General features: G+C 41.1%; 19 protein-coding genes. 7 read left to right on the top strand and 12 right to left on the bottom strand.

Annotated elements, in window-relative coordinates:
• The first annotated feature begins 107 nt into the window (after window positions 1-107).
• Window positions 108-689, top strand: coding sequence for a biotin transporter BioY (locus RT269_RS03485; protein WP_313180596.1), 582 nt, complete (start codon window positions 108-110; stop codon window positions 687-689).
• 173 nt (window positions 690-862) lie between these two features.
• Window positions 863-1,705: an NAD(+) diphosphatase gene (gene nudC, locus RT269_RS03480; RefSeq protein ID WP_313180595.1), complete on the top strand. Its 843-nt coding sequence runs from the start codon at window positions 863-865 to the stop codon at window positions 1,703-1,705.
• Between the two features lie 60 nt (window positions 1,706-1,765).
• On the opposite strand, the gene adhE is transcribed toward nudC, so the two are convergent.
• The gene (gene adhE, locus RT269_RS03475) at window positions 1,766-4,381 is read right to left on the bottom strand and encodes a bifunctional acetaldehyde-CoA/alcohol dehydrogenase (protein ID WP_313180652.1); all 2,616 of its coding nucleotides are present in this window, start codon (window positions 4,379-4,381) and stop codon (window positions 1,766-1,768) included.
• Window positions 4,382-5,014: 633 nt separating this feature from the next.
• Between adhE and coaW the strand changes: the two genes are divergently transcribed.
• Window positions 5,015-5,881: a type II pantothenate kinase gene (gene coaW / locus RT269_RS03470; protein WP_313180594.1), complete on the top strand. Its 867-nt coding sequence runs from the start codon at window positions 5,015-5,017 to the stop codon at window positions 5,879-5,881.
• A gap of 72 nt (window positions 5,882-5,953) precedes the next feature.
• On the opposite strand, the gene RT269_RS03465 is transcribed toward coaW, so the two are convergent.
• Genes RT269_RS03465 through RT269_RS03455 form a run of 3 tightly spaced genes read right to left on the bottom strand, consistent with a single transcriptional unit; the run spans window position 5,954 to window position 8,202 of the window.
• Entirely contained in the window at window positions 5,954-6,460 is a 507-nt protein-coding gene (locus RT269_RS03465; protein ID WP_313180593.1) for a DUF4446 family protein, read from the bottom strand.
• 24 nt (window positions 6,461-6,484) lie between these two features.
• Entirely contained in the window at window positions 6,485-7,429 is a 945-nt protein-coding gene (locus tag RT269_RS03460; RefSeq protein WP_313180592.1) for a ParB/RepB/Spo0J family partition protein, read from the bottom strand.
• Window positions 7,430-7,431: 2 nt separating this feature from the next.
• Window positions 7,432-8,202, bottom strand: coding sequence for a ParA family protein (locus RT269_RS03455; protein ID WP_025230638.1), 771 nt, complete (start codon window positions 8,200-8,202; stop codon window positions 7,432-7,434).
• Window positions 8,203-8,594: 392 nt separating this feature from the next.
• Here RT269_RS03455 and RT269_RS03450 point away from each other — a divergent pair, with 392 nt between their 5' ends.
• Complete coding sequence (locus RT269_RS03450; RefSeq protein ID WP_313180591.1) at window positions 8,595-9,542, top strand: alpha/beta fold hydrolase; 948 nt, start codon at window positions 8,595-8,597, stop codon at window positions 9,540-9,542.
• An 89-nt stretch (window positions 9,543-9,631) separates the two neighbouring features.
• Here RT269_RS03450 and rsmG read toward each other — a convergent pair whose 3' ends face one another.
• The 8 genes from rsmG to rpmH form a co-directional block, all read right to left on the bottom strand.
• The gene (gene rsmG, locus RT269_RS03445; protein ID WP_313180590.1) at window positions 9,632-10,363 is read right to left on the bottom strand and encodes a 16S rRNA (guanine(527)-N(7))-methyltransferase RsmG; all 732 of its coding nucleotides are present in this window, start codon (window positions 10,361-10,363) and stop codon (window positions 9,632-9,634) included.
• Window positions 10,364-10,373: 10 nt separating this feature from the next.
• Window positions 10,374-12,275 (bottom strand): tRNA uridine-5-carboxymethylaminomethyl(34) synthesis enzyme MnmG, encoded by a 1,902-nt coding sequence (mnmG, locus tag RT269_RS03440; RefSeq protein ID WP_313180589.1) that lies wholly within the window; start codon window positions 12,273-12,275, stop codon window positions 10,374-10,376.
• Window positions 12,276-12,369: 94 nt separating this feature from the next.
• Entirely contained in the window at window positions 12,370-13,749 is a 1,380-nt protein-coding gene (mnmE, locus tag RT269_RS03435) for a tRNA uridine-5-carboxymethylaminomethyl(34) synthesis GTPase MnmE (protein ID WP_313180588.1), read from the bottom strand.
• A 90-nt stretch (window positions 13,750-13,839) separates the two neighbouring features.
• Window positions 13,840-14,505, bottom strand: a complete 666-nt coding sequence (jag, locus tag RT269_RS03430) for an RNA-binding cell elongation regulator Jag/EloR (RefSeq protein WP_313180587.1) — start codon at window positions 14,503-14,505, stop codon at window positions 13,840-13,842.
• Between the two features lie 11 nt (window positions 14,506-14,516).
• Window positions 14,517-15,797, bottom strand: coding sequence for a YidC/Oxa1 family membrane protein insertase (locus RT269_RS03425; RefSeq protein WP_313180586.1), 1,281 nt, complete (start codon window positions 15,795-15,797; stop codon window positions 14,517-14,519).
• 19 nt (window positions 15,798-15,816) lie between these two features.
• Window positions 15,817-16,032: a membrane protein insertion efficiency factor YidD gene (gene yidD / locus RT269_RS03420; RefSeq protein ID WP_092241520.1), complete on the bottom strand. Its 216-nt coding sequence runs from the start codon at window positions 16,030-16,032 to the stop codon at window positions 15,817-15,819.
• A gap of 4 nt (window positions 16,033-16,036) precedes the next feature.
• On the bottom strand, window positions 16,037-16,384 hold the full coding sequence (rnpA, locus tag RT269_RS03415; protein ID WP_100306602.1) for a ribonuclease P protein component: 348 nt from the start codon (window positions 16,382-16,384) through the stop codon (window positions 16,037-16,039).
• A gap of 120 nt (window positions 16,385-16,504) precedes the next feature.
• A complete protein-coding gene (rpmH, locus tag RT269_RS03410) occupies window positions 16,505-16,639 on the bottom strand; it encodes a 50S ribosomal protein L34 (protein ID WP_013274848.1) in 135 nt (44 codons plus the stop codon).
• A 357-nt stretch (window positions 16,640-16,996) separates the two neighbouring features.
• On the opposite strand from rpmH, the gene RT269_RS03405 reads away from it, so the two are divergent.
• From RT269_RS03405 to RT269_RS03395, 3 genes are all read left to right on the top strand, one after another.
• Window positions 16,997-17,875: a glycoside hydrolase family 43 protein gene (locus RT269_RS03405; RefSeq protein WP_313180585.1), complete on the top strand. Its 879-nt coding sequence runs from the start codon at window positions 16,997-16,999 to the stop codon at window positions 17,873-17,875.
• 76 nt (window positions 17,876-17,951) lie between these two features.
• The gene (locus RT269_RS03400) at window positions 17,952-18,806 is read left to right on the top strand and encodes a helix-turn-helix domain-containing protein (RefSeq protein ID WP_313180584.1); all 855 of its coding nucleotides are present in this window, start codon (window positions 17,952-17,954) and stop codon (window positions 18,804-18,806) included.
• 180 nt (window positions 18,807-18,986) lie between these two features.
• Complete coding sequence (locus RT269_RS03395; RefSeq protein ID WP_313180651.1) at window positions 18,987-19,937, top strand: carbohydrate ABC transporter permease; 951 nt, start codon at window positions 18,987-18,989, stop codon at window positions 19,935-19,937.
• Window positions 19,938-19,939: the final 2 nt, after the last annotated feature.

The raw sequence follows: 19,939 nt of genomic DNA, 5'->3' as shown, positions 1-19,939 counted from the left end.
GTAACCGCTTTTAATTGTTAACCTATTTAAAATTACTGGTTGACAATTGGTTCAGCATATGTTACCATGCCTATAGAATTTTATACCAGATAAGGGAGCATGATCTTATGAATACAGCAAAATCATTTCAAACAAAAAGTTCATCCGCAAACCGGATAACGACAAAGGAACTGGTCCTGGCCGGTATGTTTGCGGCTGTTCTTGCCGTAATTTCCCAATTATCTATCCCTATGCCAACAGGAGTTCCCATTACCATCCAGATCTTTGGAGTGGCACTTATAGGAACCGTGTTAGGGTGGAGGCTGGGCTTATTAGCAACTCTGATTTACATCCTTTTAGGCGCTGTGGGCCTGCCGGTCTTTTCAAACTTTCGCGGAGGCATCCAATACTTGCTGGGACTTACCGGCGGTTACATATGGGGCTGGCTTATTATGGTGCTCCTCTGCGGCATCAGGCCGAAAACCGGAAGCAAGCTTCTAAACACAATCCTTATATTTCTGCTTCCGATTCTTGGTACTCTTATAGATGAAGCCATCGGAGGCCTTCAATGGGCTGCATTATCCGGAGATATGTCGGTATCAGCCGTATTTTCCTATTCCATAGTTGCATTCATTCCCAAGGACATTGTCCTTACAGTGATTGCCGTTATCACCGGAATTCCTATTCGAAAAGCTGTATCACGGCAATGATAAAGATTCCTGACCGGCCGGCGCCCTTAAAAGCGCCGGCTTTTTAACGTTAACATTTCCTTATGACTTGACAGGAAACATTTTGAAACTTAAAATAGTTACAATGCCCCTACACAAATAATCAGAAAGGAAGTTCAGTTTCCATTTGGCTCACTGAACGGTGTTACTCACAGATGATTCAGGATATTTTCCCCCATGTTTTTCATAACGAATTTCATATAAAAACACCAGGCATAGACAGCTATTTTCTTTATTTCCAGGATGGACGTCTCCTCCTTGATCACAGGAATTCCAAAAGAATCCCTCAGTTTGAAGATTTAAAAAGCCAGGGCAAGGAAGCCATGTCCTGCTCTGACTATCTTTTTTCCATTGACCAGATGGATTTTTTTCTTATAGATGAAACCGCAGTCACCCTGACAGAAACAGATTCTCTTTCCTTTTACGAAACAGGGATCATAAGGGATCTAAAGCCCATGCGGGTGTCCTTTGCAGCTATTTCCGCAGGACAGCTCCACCGTTTTTACGGCTCCAACCGGTTCTGCGGCTGCTGTGGCTCTCCTATGATAAAAAGCAAAAAAGAAAGATCCATGGTCTGTTCCTCCTGCGGCAATACTGTTTACCCAAAGATTGCTCCAGCCGTCATTGTGGCCGTCACTTACAACGGAAAGCTTCTGCTGACAAAGTATGCCGGAAGGGAATATACCCGGTATGCCCTGATCGCAGGTTATACAGAATTCGGAGAAACCCTGGAAGAAACTGTAAACCGGGAAGTGATGGAGGAAGTAGGGCTTCGGGTCAAAAATATCCGCTATTATAAAAACCAGCCATGGGGATTCAGCGATTCCATTTTAGTCGGATACTGGGCTGAGCTGGATGGTTCTCCACAGGTCCGCCTGGATGAAACGGAATTATCCACAGCCGTCTGGATGGCTCCTGAGGATATCCCTGATGATTTCACCAATTTAAGCCTGACCCATGAAATGATCCTTCTCTTCAAAAATGGAAAGGTGTCATAAAATAAAAAAGCAAAAGGCCGCCCCGTGATTCGGGTACGGCCTTTTGCCACCTATTTAAACTTATTTACCATAGTAAGCCTTTAAATACATTTCTTTGATCTCACTCATAAGAGGATATCTTGGGTTTGCACCTGTACACTGGTCATCAAATGCATTTTCAACCATTTCATCCAGAGTTTTCAGGAAGTATTTCTCATCTACTCCATATTCCTTAATGGTTGCCTTGATTCCTATTGCCTTCTTTAATTCTTCAATCTTAGCAATGAACTTCTTAAGCAGATCTGCATCATCCTTACCTTCGATACCACAGAAACGTGCGCACTCTGCATATCTTGCAAGGGTATGAGGATACTCATACTGTGGGAAGGTTCCCATTTTCGTCGGAACTTCTGAAGCATTGAATTCCATAACCAAGGTGATCAGCAAGGCATTTGCTACACCGTGTGGAAGGTGATGATAAGCTCCTAATTTATGAGCCATGGAATGGCATACACCTAAGAATGCGTTATTAAATGCCATACCGGCCATGCAGGAAGCATCTGCCATTTTACATCTGGCCTCTACGTTGGTTCCGTCATTGTATGCGATAGGCAGATAGTTAAATACATTTTTCATTGACTTAAGTGCAAGACCATCGGTATAATCAGAAGCCATTATGGAAGCATAAGCCTCTAATGCATGGGTCATAACATCAATACCGGAAGCACTTGTAAGACCCTTAGGCTGGCTCATCATGTTGTCCGCATCAACGATAGCCATATTCGGCATTAATTCATAGTCTGCAAGCGGATATTTTACCCCTGTTTCCTGATCTGTAATAACCGCGAAAGAGGTTACCTCTGAACCAGTACCGGAAGAAGTTGGGATCGCTACAAAGTAAGCCTTTTCACCCATTTTAGGGAATGTATAGACTCTCTTACGGATATCCATAAAGCGCATGGCCATATCCTGGAAATCCACCTCAGGATGCTCATACATTACCCACATGATCTTGGCTGCGTCCATGGCTGAACCGCCACCTAATGCGATAATGGTATCCGGCTGGAATGCTTTCATAGCCGCTGCTCCTGCCTGGGCATTTGCAAGGGTCGGATCTGGCTGGACATCAGAGAATACGGTATAAACAATGCCCATTTCATCTAATTTATCTGTAATCGGTTTGGTATAACCGTTCATGTAAAGGAAGGAGTCTGTTACTATGAATGCTCTCTTTTTGTTATAAACATCCTTTAATTCGCTAAGAGCGACAGGCATACAACCTTTTTTAAAGTAAACCTTTTCCGGATTTCTGAACCACAGCATGTTCTCTCTCCTCTCAGCAACGGTCTTAATATTCAGCAAATGCTTTACCCCAACGTTTTCAGAAACAGAGTTTCCGCCCCAGGAACCACAGCCCAGAGTCAGGGATGGCTGAAGCTTGAAGTTGTAAATATCACCGATACCACCGTGAGAAGATGGGGTATTTACCAGGATACGGCAGGTCTTCATAGCCGCTGCATGTTTTTCCATTTTCTCTTTTTCATTTACATTTATATAGAGAGAAGAGGTATGTCCGTAACCGCCGTCAGCTACCAGCTGTTCTGCCTTCTCAATCGCTTCATCAAAGGTCTTAGCCTTATACATAGCCAGAACCGGTGACAGCTTCTCATGTGCAAATTCTTCTTCAATATTAACGCTCTCAACTTCACCGATTAAGATCTTTGCGGATTCAGGAACTTCCACGCCTGCAAGCTTTGCAATGGTGTGGGCTTTCTGGCCTACGATCTTGGCATTTAATGCTCCGTTGATAATAATGGTCTTACGAACCTTGTTCAGTTCATCTTCCTTCAGGAAATAACATCCTCTTGCTGCAAACTCTTTCTTAACCGCATCATAGACAGGTTCAAGTACCGTTACAGACTGCTCGGAAGCACAGATCATACCATTATCAAAGGTCTTGGAATGAATGATGGAGCTGACTGCCATCTTAATATCCGCGGTATCATCAATGATCACAGGGGTATTGCCTGCGCCAACGCCAAGAGCTGGTTTTCCCGAAGAATATGCAGCCTTCACCATTCCAGGGCCGCCGGTTGCCAGAATGATATCTGCGCTTCTCATAACCTCATTGGTCAGTTCCAGAGAAGGAACGTCGATCCATCCGATGATCCCTTCCGGTGCGCCGGCTTTAACAGCGGCATCAAGAACCACCTTTGCAGCCGCAATGGTAGAATTCTTTGCACGGGGATGAGGGGAAATCATGATAGCATTTCTGGTCTTTAAGCTGATCAGTGTCTTAAAGATCGCAGTTGAAGTTGGGTTTGTGGTAGGGATAACTGCCGCAATCAGACCAATCGGCTCTGCTATTTTTTTAATGCCATATGCCTTATCTTCTTCGATCACACCGCAGGTCTTGGTGTCCTTATATGTGTTATAAATATATTCTGCAGCATAGTTGTTCTTAATGACCTTATCTTCCACAACACCCATGCCGGTTTCTTCTACAGCCATTTTTGCCAGAGGAATTCTTAACTTATTGGCAGCACTTGCTGCTTCATAAAAGATCTTATCCACCTGTTCCTGGGTGAAGGAAGCAAATACTCTCTGAGCCTCTCTCATGGCTTCCATCTTTGCAATCAAGGCATCTACACTATCAATGATATCAGGAATTCTTACCTGTTCTTCTTTCTTTGCCATCATGATTTTCCTCCAATTTTTAAATAGGTTAAATAGTTATATAGATATTTTTATATCGATAATTTTTTAACGATCTATCGTAATTTCATTATATGTCATTGTTATTTTTTTGTCAATGTTATATTTTACAAAAAAATACAATGTTCAAGTTATTTTTTATTCAAATCTTATATTTTGACTTTAACATGATAGCTCTTCTGAGGACTCTGCTCTTTTTCTTATAAAACATTCCATCGGAAGCAAAGTACATTCCTGATAATCAGATGGACGGCTTAAAAACAGTCCTTATTTCTTCACTTCCGCTTCAAGTTCAGATAATTTATATTATAAAAACAAAAAAGTTTTTACAATCGGATGGACGGCAGTAAAACACTGCCTTTTATCTGAAATCTGAAAAGCTATTTCTCATAAGTTATATTCTAAGCATCTGTTTCCTGGTTTATTCTAAGAAAAAAGAATGAAATACGGACTTTGGACGGATTTAAAAACTTGGCAATGCGCATCATGTATGATATAGTAAGCCTTGAACCGCATGGTTATCTGCGGGGGAATATAATTATGTTACCTTAAATATAACTTTTTTAAAGGTACGATTATATTTTTTATATATAAGAATAAGAGGATTTAAAAATTATGAAAATTACAATTGGAATTGATCTTGGAGGAAGTACCACTAAAATTGTAGGATTTCAAGATAATAAATTAAAAATTCCTACTTTTGTTAAAGCTGATAACCCAATTGCATCTCTGTTTGGAGCTCTTGGAAAATTCATCTATGAAAACAACATCCAGTTGAATGAAATTGAAAAGATTATGATCACAGGGGTTGGCAGCGCATACGTTGACCAGCCTTTATATGGAATTCCTACTTATAAGGTAGACGAGTTTACCTGCAACGGTCTGGGAGGACAATACTTTACCGGGCTTAACGACTTAATCGTCGTGAGCATGGGAACCGGAACCTCTCTTGTCCAGGTAAATGGAGATAAAATTGCCCATACCGGAGGAATCGGAATTGGAGGCGGAACCATCCTCGGCCTTTCAACCCTCCTATTAAAAACCCAGGATATCACCCAGATCATGGAGCTTGCGAGCAGGGGAAATATAAGCAACATTGACTTACAGATACAGGATATCTCAAAAAAGCCCCTTCCAGGCCTTCCACTTTCAGCCACAGCCTCTAACTTCGGCAAGGTACGCAGCCTTGTGTCCGATGAGGATATCGCTGCAGGGATCATTAATATGGTACTTCAGGTGATTGGGAAATCTGCTATTTTATCTTCCTTAAACAGCAATATCAACAATTTTGTTATGACAGGGAATCTTGCAAAATTCCCTCAGTGCAAAGGCATCTTTCAATCTCTTGAGACGATGTTCCATGTCCATTTCATCATACCGGACCATGCAGAATACGGTACTGCCATCGGAGCTGCCCTTACAGAGGAACGCCATATGGAAATGAGGCAGATTTTATATCCTTCCGAAAACATGCCTTTGTAGAATTATTGTAAACCAAATATCTATTTTTTCATTATAAAAAACCAGGTACAGCATTTGCCGTACCTGGTTTTTTTATGAATGATATCCCAATGCCTGCTCCAAAGCATCCTTTTCCTCGCTTCCAAGCAAAACATCTGTTTCTCCTCTTTCCACTTCCTTGATGTAAACATAGCACCCTTCCCGGCTATGAACGGAATTCAAAACAAAACCGGAATTAGTATAATCGAGGATTGCCATTGCAAAACTTAAATTTCCGCCCATCCCTTTAAATGCATTATATTTTACAAGTCCGAATTTCTGGAGAGCACTTCTGTAATTCTTATTGGTATTCCGAAGAGAGTCCTTATTTGCGCGGTCTTCTGCTTTTAATTCCGCAATATCTTCCATCTGCTCCATAATTATCTCTTCCAGGGTTTCCGCATCCTTCCCCCTCATAAAATAGTCGTATCTGCGATACAGCTTTCTCATCTGAACCAGACATATGATTACAACGATCAGTAATATCACGGTAATTACAGCTAATCCAATGATTAAAAAAGCAGGGTCAACCGGCAACTGATTCAATATACTGTTGTCCATTCTTTCGTCCTCGCTTCCATGATGTTATCTTATGGATTCTATCAACTCTACTATTCTTTCCAATTCTGCCTCAGAATAGTACTCTATTTCCACTCTTCCTTTATTACTATCTTTCCGGTTGATGCTTACCTTGGTTCCCATAGCAGTTTTCATTCGGTCTTCCAGTTCTCTGAAAATCAGGAAAATGCTCTCATCCTCTTCCTTTTTTTCTTTTGGTTCCTTTTTCTTTGATAGGGATTTAACAAGTTTTTCCACCTCACGGACACTGAGATTTTCAGCAACGATCCTTCCTGCAATCTGAAATTGCAATTCCGGATCATCAACAGACAGAAGCGCCCTGGCATGTCCTCCTGTGATCTGGTTTTGAATAAGCATATCCTGGACTCTTTTCTCCAGCTTTAATAAACGCATGCTGTTGGTTATTGTTACCCTGTTTTTGGCCACCCGCGCTGCGATCTCTTCCTGCTTTAACCCAAATTCCTGCATTAGCTTTTGATATGCCTTAGCTTCTTCAATGGGATTTAAATCTTCTCTCTGAACATTTTCAATCAACGCAATTTCCATTGATTGCTGTTTCGTATATTCCCGGATCACCACAGGTACTTCTTTCAAACCCGCCAGTTTTGCCGCTCTCCATCTGCGTTCACCGGCGATGATTTCATAGAAATCCCCTTTTTTCTGTACTAAAAGCGGCTGTAAAACACCATATTCTTTCATGGATTCCGCCAATTCCATAAGGGATTCCTCCCGAAAATCCATTCTAGGCTGATTGTGGTTTGGTTCAATGGAGGATAATTTGAGGAACATCTCTTTTCCGGCTTCCGATTCCTCTTCCTTTTTATCTGCTTTTGCGTTTGTCTGCTCCGGTTTTGGATGGTTCTTCTTTTCCTGTTCCTCTGCCGCAGATTCCATTACTTCATCTCCGAAAATTGCTCCAAGGCCTTTTCCTAAACCCGTTCTCTTTGCCATAGTTATATCTCTTCTCCTCTGCTTATTACTTCTGCCGCCAGCAACCGGTAGCTCTCCGCTCCCGCTGATCTGGAATCATATAAATTAATCGGCATTCCATGGCTGGGAGCCTCTGCCAGTCTGACATTTCTGGGTATAATGGTTTTATAGATATTCTGGTTTAAATTATTTTTAACGCTCTCAACAACTTCCAGAGATAGATTTGTCCTGGCATCATACATGGTAAAAACCACACCTTCCATCTCAAGAGCAGGATTTAGTTTCTTTTTTACCAGATTTACCGTTTTCAGTACCTGGCTCAAGCCCTCCAATGCGTAATATTCACATTGAATTGGCACTAATACGGTGTTTGCAGCTGTTAAGGCATTAATTGTCAATAGATTCAATGACGGAGGACAATCTATGATAATAAAATCATAGTGATTCTTGATTTTTTCAAGATATGTTTTGAGGAGTGTTTCCTTGTTTTCAATTTCCAATAATTCGATCTCCGCTCCTGCTAAATCCACATTAGAAGGAAGCAAATCCAGGTTTTCCTGAACATTGGTGATCAAACATTCTTCAATTTCACACTCTCCTACCAGCAGATCGTATACCGTCCGCTCTATGGAACTTTTTTCGATTCCCAGTCCGCTGGTCTCGTTTCCCTGTGGATCAAAATCCACAGCCAATACCCGCTGTCTTGATTCCGCCAGACAAGCAGATAAATTGATCGCGGTAGTCGTTTTACCAACTCCGCCCTTCTGGTTTGCTATCGCAATGATTCTTCCCATTTTTAATTTTGCCTCCTAATGAACCGATCGGATATGCTTGCTTATCCAGTTAACACCCGATAAAGCAGGGTGCAATGTACCCGGTAAAGCGGGGCACGCTATTCATAAATGAAAGGTTGAAAGATGTTTTTTTCAACCTTTTCCTGTTACAACATTCGGAAATTACAGTTCAATGTAGAGTATAGCATATTTTATTTTTTTTTCCTATGGTTTCCTGTAAAAAAAATCTATAATTTATAAAAAATGTTTCACGTGAAACATTTTACCAGAATTACTGCTCACATTTGTTAGGTTTTTCCAAGTTTTAAGAATAAATTAATATGTTAGACGTTGTAAGTCCATATTGATTATATTATAATAAGAAAAGATCAACCTATTTCAGGAGGTAAAGTATGAAAACAAAGAACAAATTATTGACCCTGCTTATTTTATCAGCCAGTACAGCTGTCACCACTGCTGTCATTAATAAATGTATTAAATATTCCGCCACCTCCAAAAACATATTATCTGATTCAAAATCCCTTTGCTATAAATGGCGCTTTGGTAACATTCACTATACAAAAACAGGAACAGGAAAGCCGCTCTTACTCATTCATGATTTAACGGCTTGTTCCAGCGGATACGAATGGAATCAGATGGTAAATCATTTAAAAGAAGAGTATACCGTATATACGTTAGACCTTCTGGGATGCGGACGCTCTGAAAAACCGGATCTGACTTATACCAATTATCTTTATGTTCAGTTGATCTCTGACTTTATCAAATCAGAAATTGGACATCGTACCAATGTCATAGCATCCGGCTCCTCTTCGCCACTTGCTGTTATGGCCTGTAATCAGTCACCGGAATTATTTAATCAGATCATGCTGATTAATCCTGATTCCTTACTGACATGCAGCCAGATTCCAAACAAGCATGGAAGAGTATATAAATTTATTTTGGACTTGCCTATATTAGGGACACTGCTCTATCACATTGCTACCAGTAGACAGGCAATTATGGAGGAATTTTCCAATAATTACTGCAATCCTTATTCCGTTAATACCTCATTGGTTGATGCTTATTATGAATCAGCTCATCTGGGCGATTCTCCCAAATCCTTATATGCCAGTGTAAGATGTAATTATACCAAGTGCAACATTGTTAATGCCTTAAAGAAAATCAATCATAGCATCTATATCATAGGGGGATGTGAAATGGAAAATATTAACGAAATGATTCGGGAATACCAGATATATAATCCGGCCATTGAAAGTTCACTGGTTAGTAACTCCAAATACCTTCCTCAATTAGAAAATCCTTCTGAACTGTATCGCGCCATTCAAATGTTCTTTGTTTAATTATTAGAATAAAAAAATAATGTTTCACGTGAAACATCCACTGCATCAATGCAGAATTAATAACTCATGGATGTTTCACGTGAAACATTTTATTTTAACGGTTCCTTTGAGGGAAAACCCGCTTTTCTTGGATACTTCTTAGAGGTGCTATTATTCTTGGCTATCTTAACCAGGGATCGTTCTACATCTGTACCTGGCAATAAAAAGGTCTTTACTTCTTTTACACTTCCGCCTAATAAAAATATTGCATGCTTTGCCGCTCCCAGCTCTTCCTCAATCTTTCCGGACTTATATGGAATAAAATAACCTCCAACCTTTGCAAAAGGCATACAGTATTCAGATAATGTGCTAAGATTAGCAACTGCTCTGGAAACACAAAGATCATACTGCTCCCGATGAAGAGGATCTCTTCCCAGGTCTTCCGCTCTCCCGTGGATCGCTTCTATTTTTTCAAGTCCCAAACGGCTGATCACTTCATTTAAAAAATTTATCCTTTTATTCAAGGAATCCATTAATGTTATCCTTAATTCAGGAAATACGATCTTTAAAGGTATTCCAGGAAATCCCGCTCCAGTTCCCACATCAATGATCCTATAATCCTTTGTTCCTATCTCCTCGACTGCTTTTATCAGGGATAAACTATCTACAAAATGCTTTGTGATCACTTCATCCATTTCTGTAATTGCAGTTAAATTCATGAATTTATTCCATTCTATTAATAATTGAAAATAATCATAAAACTGATTTATTTGATTTTCTTTTAATTCAATAGATAATAAATTCAATTCTTTCCGGAGACTCTCTTCAAATGCTCCTGTCATATAAAATTCCTCACTCTTTCTTTTCCAGGCTCTTCTGATAACGAAGCTGTTCCAGAAAAACAAGCAAAACAGATATATCTGCCGGTGACACACCGGATATTCTGGATGCCTGTCCAATGGACATTGGCTTATATAGATTCAGTTTCTGGATGGCCTCTCTGCGAAGCCCCTTAACCGTAGAATAATCAAATTCCACATCCAGCTTTTTATTCTCCAGCTTCTTATACTGAATTACCTGCTGTCTCTGTCTGCGGATATATCCATCGTATTTAATATTAATATTGACCTGTTCAATCACATCTTCTGAGAGAGCGGCCCTGTTCTTATCTATTTTAGTTAACATAACATAATCAAGTTCAGGCCTTCTCACCAGCTCAGCCAGGGTTGTGCCGGTTTTTAAAGGAGTACTTCCGTTTTCTTCCAGGAATTCCTGCACTTCTTTGGATGCACCTATATTAGTGGTCTCCAAACGCTTGATTTCTTCCTCAATCATCCGTTCCTTTAAAAGCAGCTTTTCATACTGCTCATCGTTTATTAACCCAATGTCATGACCGATTCCCATTAAACGGATATCCGCATTGTCCTGACGCAGCAACAGCCTGTATTCCGCCCTTGACGTCATCATGCGGTACGGCTCATGATTTTCTTTTGTAACAAGATCGTCGATCAGAACGCCGATATAAGCCTGGGAACGATCCAACACGATCTGCTCTCTCCCCAGTATTTTCATGGCTGCATTTACACCTGCCATAAAACCCTGGACTGCCGCTTCCTCATACCCGGAGCTTCCGTTAAACTGTCCGCCGCAATACAATCCGTTGATTGGCAGAGTTTCCAAGGTTGATTTAAGCTGTATGGAATTGATGCAGTCATATTCAATGGCATAGGCATTTCTGACGATTTTCACCTTCTCTAACCCAGGAACTGTCCGGTACATGGCATACTGAACATCCTCAGGCAGAGAACTTGACATGCCCCCTAAGTACATTTCATTGGTATAAAGGCCCTCCGGCTCTACAAAGACCTGATGGCGGTCTTTATCCGGGAATTTTACTACCTTGTCCTCAATGGATGGGCAGTATCTTGGCCCAGTGCCTTCGATGGCTCCTGAATATAAGGGGGAACGGTCTAAATTTTCCCGAATGATCTCATGGGTCTTTTCATTGGTGTAAGTGAGCCAACAGGATATCTGTTCCTTTTGTAACGTTTCCCTATCCGTAGAAAAGGAAAAGGGCACCACCTTCTCATCTCCCAGCTGCTCTTCCATCCTGGAAAAATCAATGCTTTTCTTATCCACTCTGGCAGGAGTACCCGTCTTAAAACGCAGAATTTCGATTCCATGCTCCTTTAGGGACTCCGTCAGATGATTGGCTGCCTTAAGGCCGTTAGGGCCTGTATACTCGCTTACATCGCCATAGATACACCTTGCTTTCAAATAGGTCCCCGTAGCCAGTATGGCCGCCTTACAGCGGTATACTGCCCCGGAAAAGGTCTTGACACCCGTGAGGGTTCCATCCTCTACGATTATATCAGAAACCTCCGCCTGCCTTATAGTCAAATGATCCGTACATTCCAGGGTCATTCTCATGGATCTGGAATACTCCTGTTTGTCTGCCTGAGCCCTTAAGGAATGAACTGCCGGTCCCTTTGACTGATTTAGCATTTTGGATTGTATAAACGTTTTATCAATATTTTTACCCATTTCACCGCCTAAAGCATCAAGCTCCCTTACCAGATGACCTTTGGAGCTTCCGCCGATATTAGGATTACAGGGCATCAGCGCAATGCTGTCCACGCTGACTGTAAACATAATTGTCTCAAGGCCCAGCCTTGCACTGGCAAGGGCCGCCTCACAGCCGGCATGGCCTGCGCCGACTATGACGACATCATAAGACTCTTCTAAATGCTGCATTTTATTCTCCTTTCGTATCTATTACCACACCTTCTGTATTTCATAGAATACCTGCAGGGTCCTCTAACATAAAAGACATTCCCTGCATATTTTTTTACTTGCCCATACAGAACTTACGGAATATCTCTTGAACCAGATCATCCCCCACCGACTCTCCCAGGATGGTTCCCAACTGTTCATAAGCATCCATTAAATCAATGGAATAAAAATCCTCCGGCATTTCCTCTTCCACGCTCCGCTCCACCATAGATAGACTCTTAAGCGCCTCCAAAAGGGCATTCTTATGCCTTACATTCGTAATATAAACCTGATCATTAAAATCGATCTCACCCTGATAGAACATTGCCTTTATCTCATCTTCCAGATTCCCGATCCCCAGACGTTCCTTTGCGGAAATGGGAATCACCCGATGTCCGGTTCTCTTTTTAAGCATGTCCTCCGTAACAACAGGAATGAGATCCGTCTTATTTAAAAGGACTACTGCTTTCCGGTCTTCTATGAACTCTAAAATCTCCTCATCGTTTTCATCAAGAGGACAGGACCCATCCACCACATAGATGATCAGATCTGCTTCCTGGGCCGCACTTCTTGCCTTCTCAACACCAATTTTTTCAACCACATCCTCCGTATTCCGGATTCCTGCCGTATCAATGATATTAAGGCTTAAGTCCTCCAGCCTGATCTGCTCCTTTAAGGTATCTCTGGTAGTTCCTGCAATATCCGTGACAATTGCCCGTTCTTCTCCCACCAAAACATTTAAAAGAGAGGATTTGCCTGCATTGGGCTTTCCTAAGATAACAGTCTCAATGCCTTCTGACAGAACCCTTCCATTATCGGCGGACTTAATAAGAAGATTCAGTTCCTCTTTTAATGGCCTAATTGCCTGCAAAAGACGTTCCTGGTACCCATCCAGAGAAATGTGCTCCGGATCATCAAGGGCTGATTCAATAAAAGCGATATGATAAATAATTTTATCCCTCATATCCTTTATTTTATTAGAAACAGCTCCCTCTAACTGGCTGACAGAAGACTTTAAAGCGTAATTATTTTTCGCATTGATCACATCAATCACAGCCTCTGCCTGGGATAAATCCACTCTGCCATTTAAAAATGCCCTCTTGGTAAATTCCCCCGGCTCCGCAGGTATGGCGCCGTACTTTAACACGGTTTCTAAAATCCTCTTCGTTACAAGAACTCCTCCATGGCAGTCTATCTCAACCGTATCCTCTGCCGTAAAGCTTCTTGGCCCCCTCATAATCAGAACCAGAACTTCATCGATAACCTCATCCCCATCAAAAATATAACCGTAATGAATGGTATGTGACGGCTCCTCTGAAAGCTTTTTCCCGTTCTTTCCTTTTCCTTTAAAAATCCTATCTATAATCTGAAATGACTCTTCGCCGCTGATCCTGATAATCCCGATACCGGAACTGGACATTGCTGTGGCGATAGCCGCTATTGTATTCATTTTCATATTCAATCACCTAAATAACTTCCAGTTTAAGAAAAGGGGTGAGGGTGCCTTCCGACAGCCCCAACCCCTCATAGTTATTTGTCTATTTATCTATCTCTCTTTATCCTGATACCGTTCTTTTTTGGAATAATCCTTCTTTAAGGAAATAACAACATGTCTGAATGGATCCTCTCCCTCACTTCTTGTAACAACAAACTTGTCATTTTGAAGTGCGGAATGGATAATCCTTCTTTCATAAGGATTCATGGGTTCTAAAGAAACCGAATGTCTTGTCCGCTTCACTTTGTAAGCGATATTTTTCGCAAGAGTTTCCAAAGTTTCTTTTCTCCGCTCCCTGTAATTTTCCGTATCAAGTTTTACCCTGATGTAATCTTCGTTTTCCTTATTAATAACAAGGCTGACCAGATATTGCAGGGAATCCAGGGTCTGTCCTCTTTTGCCTATTAAAATTCCCATGTCATCTCCAGACATGTTGATGGAAAGTTCTTTTTCCTTTTCAAGATAAGAAGCTTCCATATGGACACCTAAATTCATAGCGCCGAACATATCGGAAAGAAAGGCCATAGCCTTATCTTCCATGGTTTCTTTCTTTTTCGCACGGATGACAGCCGGCTTTGAACCGATAATTCCCAGAATACCATTACTGCCCTTATCAACAATCTCGTACTCCAGCTTATCACTGGTTGTTCCTAATTCGATTAATGCCTTTGTAATCGCTTCATCAACGGTTTTTGCTGAAACTGTAATCATATCCATAGGTCACCCTCCTATTTATTGTGCTTTTCGTTGTACTTCTCGACCATCCTCGCCTTTGATGCAATGCTGCCCGGATTTGAAGCTCCGCTGTTATAATAATCGCTGGACGCCTTAACCTGCTCCCTTGTCTTCTCAGCCTTAGCATTACTCTCAGCTTCCACTTTATCATTGGAAGCCTGGAGATTTTTTAAATTGGCGGTAGCATTCTGGGCAACGTGCTGAGGAGGAAGCCCCTTCTTTGCACGCTTTTTATTCGCCTTCTCAACATTCCTCTTGATCATCTCATCCATATCAATTGAGTTTAAGTGGCGGTTTACCGCAACCTGCTGGATGATCTGGAACACACTGGAGGCAATCCAGTAAATACCAATACCGGATGCAAAGGTGAAGCAGAAAAACACAGACATAAGCGGCATGACCGTATTCATGCTCTTCATGGACTGAGCCATAGCATTGCCCTCATCATTTCCATTTTGAGGCTGGTTTACTGTCATCAGCTTGGCGCTGAACCACTGGCTGAGTCCGGCCAAAATAGGAATGAGAATAGCAAGGCTGAAATGGAAGCCTCCTCCTGGCGGAAACAATACGCTGGATGGCGTAGATGACAGATTGATTCCCAGGAAGGAATTCATATGGGAAATCTGGGCTGCATTGGCAGCAATGGTATCCTTAATGGTAGGAAATAATTCCTGTAAAGAATTCCACTGGCTTGGATTTAACTGATATAAGAAATCCACCATCCCATTGCTGGATGAAAGGCTTCCGATTCTTGATACATTGACTTTATTGTCTGTGGCAAACTGTGTCAGCATCCCTACATGATCCACCCCTAGGGAATTTACAGCAGTCACTACATTTTCAAATACCGTTTTAACGCTTTGTACATAGGCAGGAATATGATAAATAACCTGATACAGGGCGAAAAGAATGGGCATCTGGATGACAAGCTGCACACAGCCGCCTGTCATGGAAGTTCCATATTTTTCATAAACCGCCTGAACTTCCACGTTCTGCCTTCTCATGGATTCCTGGTCGGTTTTCCCTTTATATTTTGCCTGAATTGCCGAAATTTCCGGCTGCATAACGCTCATTAGTTTTGAAGATTTCTGCTGCTTTAAGGTCAGCGGAAACATAAGAAGTTTTGTTACTAGAGTAAATAAAATAATACACAAACCAATATTCTGGATCCCAAACGTACTGGTCAGCTTAAACAGCCAATCCATGATAATACCCAGAACGGTCGCAAACGGCCCCAAGATGCCTCCTACCTTAGTCAATACTAAGAATTCCAATGAACTACCTCCTCATCTGTTACGGAACTGGATCATAACCGCCTTTTGCAAATGGATTACACCGAAGTATCCTCTTGCAAGCCAAAAATGTACCTTTTAACACACCATACTTTGTAAGTGCCTCAATGGCGTATTGAGAACACGTAGGCGTGTAAATGCAGTGAGTTCTTATTTTCAGAGGAGAAAGAAACTTCTGGTACCCTCTGATCAACAAAATCATGATTTTCTTAATCATAAGATCACTTCGATTCTTTTTTTAAAATGTTATGAAGTCCGCACAAGTGCAGATATGCACTTTCGATTGTTTTGTAATTTTCTTCCTTTGCCGCTGATCTTACAACGACTACGATGTCTAATCCTGCCTCTACCATTTCCTCATGAAGCCTGAAACTCTCTCTGATTAATCTGGTTATGCGATGCCTTACAACACTGTTTCCTACCTTCCTGCTGACGGATATGCCGATTCTGGTCTCAGGCCTGTCCGTTTTTCTTACATACATTACAAGAAGTCTGTTGGCAAGGGATCTTCCGGTTTGATAAACTTCTTGAAAATCCCGGCTTTTCTTAATTGAATTAAAATGTTTCATGAAACTTTTTCCTATCTCCTGTCCACGCTTTTGGGACAAAAAGGTATACCTGAAAGGTATTTTCCGGTTTCCCGGGAATTTGAGAAAAGAAAAGGCCACAATTACTTGCGGCCTGGTCCATTAAGCTGATAATTTTGCTCTTCCTTTTGCTCTTCTGGCAGCTAAAACTTTTCTTCCGCCTGGAGTGCTCATTCTGGCTCTGAAACCATGAACTTTGGATCTCTGTCTCTTCTTTGGCTGAAACGTCATCTTCATAATCTACGGACACCTCCTCTTGTTACAATAGTTTATCATAGGCAATATGATGAAACATATTGAGACTATCTTAATTAAACATCGTTTCAATTATATAGAACAAAAGATGGTTAGTCAAGGGAAAAATGTATTTTTTCTTTTAAAACCGACACTGCTCCGGCGTTTTTTTGCGACATTCCAGATGCCGGATCTTATGCATATCAGACACGCCTGCCCATATACCGGGAAAATCCGATAATGTCCGATTTCAATCTACTAATCAATCCATTTATACAGTATAATAAAACTGGAATATATTTCTATCTGATAAATGGATAGATATGGATGAAGATGCGCTTTAGAAAGGATGGTTAGCCAATGAATCTTGAAAAAATTAATATCAGGGACCCCTTTATACTGGTGGATGAAGGGAAATATTACATGTATGGGACAAGGGCTTTAACATGCTGGACATCTGCCACAGGATTTGACTGTTACATCAGCGAAGACTTGGAAAACTGGAATGGCCCTTACGAAGTATTCCATAAGCCGGAAGACTTTTGGGCCGATTTAAATTGCTGGGCTCCTGAGGTCCATAAATATAATGGTTCCTATTATATGTTCGCAACCTTTAAAGACAGTCAATCCCATGGAGGAACTGCAATTTTGAAAGCAGATCATCCCTTAGGACCATTTATTCCACACAGTGAAAAACAGATCACACCAAAAGACTGGGAATGCATTGACGGAACGTTCTATGTAAACCTGGAAGGAAAACCCTTTATGGTTTTCGTCCATGAATGGGTCCAGATTTCGGATGGTTCCATCTGTGCCGTAGAACTGAGCCAGGATCTAAAGAAGGCGGTATCCGAACCCATATTGCTTTTTCACGCCTCTGAAGCAAAGGGCTGGGTGTATCCCGTAGAAAATAAAAAAAGACCGGGTATAAATTATGTAACGGATGGCCCGTTCCTCTACCGGACCAAAAGCGGCCGATTAATACTTCTCTGGTCCAGCTTTGGAAAGGAAGGATATACGGAGGCCCTCGCTTATTCCGACAATGGTGATATTACAGGAAAATGGACTCAGGATGACAGACTCCTGTTTGAAAAGGACGGAGGTCACGGAATGATATTTAAGAACTTATCCAATGAACTTTATCTTACCCTGCATACCCCAAATGAACATTTAAAAGAGCATCCTGTTTTTTACAAACTGGAAGAAACATGCGACACCCTTTGGGTCAGAGAAACGTAATACTCTTCGACATACCTTTACGTCCTAAAAAGCGGAACTAGCTTTGTCTATAAACCATGGGCAGAAAAGAGGAACTATGAAAGAAGTTATTTTTGCGGGAAAATGTAATGGCATCGGCATCAGCCACGTATCCAGGGACTGCGACCTGGCTGAAACCATTGGCTTTTATAAAAATGAATATCAAATTTATTATATCCTGGATGGAGAGCGCTTTTTCTATACAAACAATAAAGGCTACAAGATGTCAAAAGGCACCTTGTCTTTTATTGATAAAAAAAGAATTCCTTTTACCAATGTGATCGGCGGAAAATACCACGAGCGGGTATTAATAGAAATTGAAGAAACATGGTTGATTTCTGCAGGAAACACCATGGAATTAGACTTAAGGGGATTTTTCTGCGATTTTCACGGCGTTATCCAAATGAATTCCAGACAACAGGAGTTGATCGAAAAAAAGCTCCGTAAAATGGAAGATGTTTTGAAGGCAGAGAAACCTTATGCTTCAGCGGAAGTGAAAGAACTGCTTTTTTCCATCATCATAATGATTTTAAACGGGGCAGGTACCAGGCAGGATGAATATCATACTCTGGGCGGCAAAATGATGCGGTATGTAAAGGTAAAGGAAATTATGTATTATATCATGGAGCATTATTCTGAGATCTATGGTCTGGAAGATCTGGCGGGCATATTTTATCTTGATAAAAGCTATTTAAGCCGTATTTTTAAAGAGGTCACTAATTTTACTGTAAATGAATTTATCAACCTTCAGAAAATCGACCATGCCAGAAACTTAATCCTAGACGATTCCCTGTCTATTGAGGATATTTCTAAAAAATTAGGCTATGAAAGACTTTCTTACTTTGATCGCGTTTTCAAAAAATACGTAGGAATGTCCCCCCTTCAATACAGAAAATCCAGGAAAACCACATAAGTCCAGTCAATTTAGTGAAAATAAGGAGGATTTTTTGATGTATTGGCGTTTTGCCCTATAGATATTGAGATTTCTCTTTAAAAATAATAAAATATATACATACAATACTAATTAAACATTTAATTATTGTATAATTTAAACATCTTTTCATAAAAAAGGAGGTTAGATGGATTGAAAAAGATGAAAAAAATCTGGCAGGACAATTTTATTCCTTATATGTTCCTGCTTCCCTGGCTCATAGGTATTCTGGGATTGACCGTTTATCCTATGTTCATGTCGCTCCGTATGAGTTTTACGGATTACGATTTCACAAAGCCTGATTCGGCCCAGTGGATCGGTTTCGGCAATTACATAAGAATGTTTGGTTCATTATTCGGCATCACTGATTTCACGGCGGGTTCAGGCAAAATTATGAGGGTCGACCCATACTATTTAAAATCATTATCCGTAACATTTACCTATGTATTCACATCGGTTCCCTTAAAGCTGATTTTCGCTTTGCTGGTAGCTGTACTGATGAATCAGAAACTGCGTTTCGTATCTTTTTACCGTGCCATATATTACATTCCCACCCTGTTAGGCGGTTCAGTGGCCATCGCTGTTTTGTGGAGAAAGCTTTTTGAAAAGGAAGGTTTGATAAACGGAATCCTCTCATCCATTGGATTTACGAATCTGCCAGGATGGATCACCAATCCCAATTATGCCCTGGGAACTCTGGTCCTGCTTACAGTATGGCAGTTCGGCTCATCCATGATCATCTTCCTGGCTGGTTTAAAACAGATTCCCATGGACTACTATGAAGCAGCCAGCGTAGATGGTGCCAGCAAAGTACAGCAGTTTTTTTCAATAACGATCCCCTCCCTTACACCGGTCATACTATTTAATCTGGTCATGCAGATGATTTCGGCATTCCAGACATTTACTCAGGCATACATCATCGGAGGCGGCAAAGGAGGCGTTTTAAACTCGACGCTTTTTTATACCCTTCATTTATATCTGCAAGGATGGACTTACCATGAAATGGGTTATGCCTGTGCAATGGCGTGGGTACTTCTGATTATTATCGGTTCATTTACGGCAGTCATCTTTGGGTCGTCAAAACTTTGGGTCTCCTACGGAAACGGGGAATAATT

Source organism: Lacrimispora sp. (genome assembly GCF_032078915.1).
Classification (GTDB): Bacteria; Bacillota; Clostridia; order Lachnospirales; family Lachnospiraceae; genus Lacrimispora.
This window is presented reverse-complemented; position numbering and strand designations above follow the sequence as displayed.

Coding starts and splice junctions, on each gene's coding strand:
- RT269_RS03485 (WP_313180596.1), top strand. CDS start 108: ATGAATACAGCAAAATCATTTCAAACAAAAAGTTCATCCGCAAACCGG.
- nudC (WP_313180595.1), top strand. CDS start 863: ATGATTCAGGATATTTTCCCCCATGTTTTTCATAACGAATTTCATATA.
- adhE (WP_313180652.1), bottom strand. CDS start 4,381: ATGGCAAAGAAAGAAGAACAGGTAAGAATTCCTGATATCATTGATAGT.
- coaW (WP_313180594.1), top strand. CDS start 5,015: ATGAAAATTACAATTGGAATTGATCTTGGAGGAAGTACCACTAAAATT.
- RT269_RS03465 (WP_313180593.1), bottom strand. CDS start 6,460: ATGGACAACAGTATATTGAATCAGTTGCCGGTTGACCCTGCTTTTTTA.
- RT269_RS03460 (WP_313180592.1), bottom strand. CDS start 7,429: ATGGCAAAGAGAACGGGTTTAGGAAAAGGCCTTGGAGCAATTTTCGGA.
- RT269_RS03455 (WP_025230638.1), bottom strand. CDS start 8,202: ATGGGAAGAATCATTGCGATAGCAAACCAGAAGGGCGGAGTTGGTAAA.
- RT269_RS03450 (WP_313180591.1), top strand. CDS start 8,595: ATGAAAACAAAGAACAAATTATTGACCCTGCTTATTTTATCAGCCAGT.
- rsmG (WP_313180590.1), bottom strand. CDS start 10,363: ATGACAGGAGCATTTGAAGAGAGTCTCCGGAAAGAATTGAATTTATTA.
- mnmG (WP_313180589.1), bottom strand. CDS start 12,275: ATGCAGCATTTAGAAGAGTCTTATGATGTCGTCATAGTCGGCGCAGGC.
- mnmE (WP_313180588.1), bottom strand. CDS start 13,749: ATGAAAATGAATACAATAGCGGCTATCGCCACAGCAATGTCCAGTTCC.
- jag (WP_313180587.1), bottom strand. CDS start 14,505: ATGGATATGATTACAGTTTCAGCAAAAACCGTTGATGAAGCGATTACA.
- yidD (WP_092241520.1), bottom strand. CDS start 16,032: ATGATTAAGAAAATCATGATTTTGTTGATCAGAGGGTACCAGAAGTTT.
- rnpA (WP_100306602.1), bottom strand. CDS start 16,384: ATGAAACATTTTAATTCAATTAAGAAAAGCCGGGATTTTCAAGAAGTT.
- rpmH (WP_013274848.1), bottom strand. CDS start 16,639: ATGAAGATGACGTTTCAGCCAAAGAAGAGACAGAGATCCAAAGTTCAT.
- RT269_RS03405 (WP_313180585.1), top strand. CDS start 16,997: ATGAATCTTGAAAAAATTAATATCAGGGACCCCTTTATACTGGTGGAT.
- RT269_RS03400 (WP_313180584.1), top strand. CDS start 17,952: ATGAAAGAAGTTATTTTTGCGGGAAAATGTAATGGCATCGGCATCAGC.
- RT269_RS03395 (WP_313180651.1), top strand. CDS start 18,987: ATGAAAAAAATCTGGCAGGACAATTTTATTCCTTATATGTTCCTGCTT.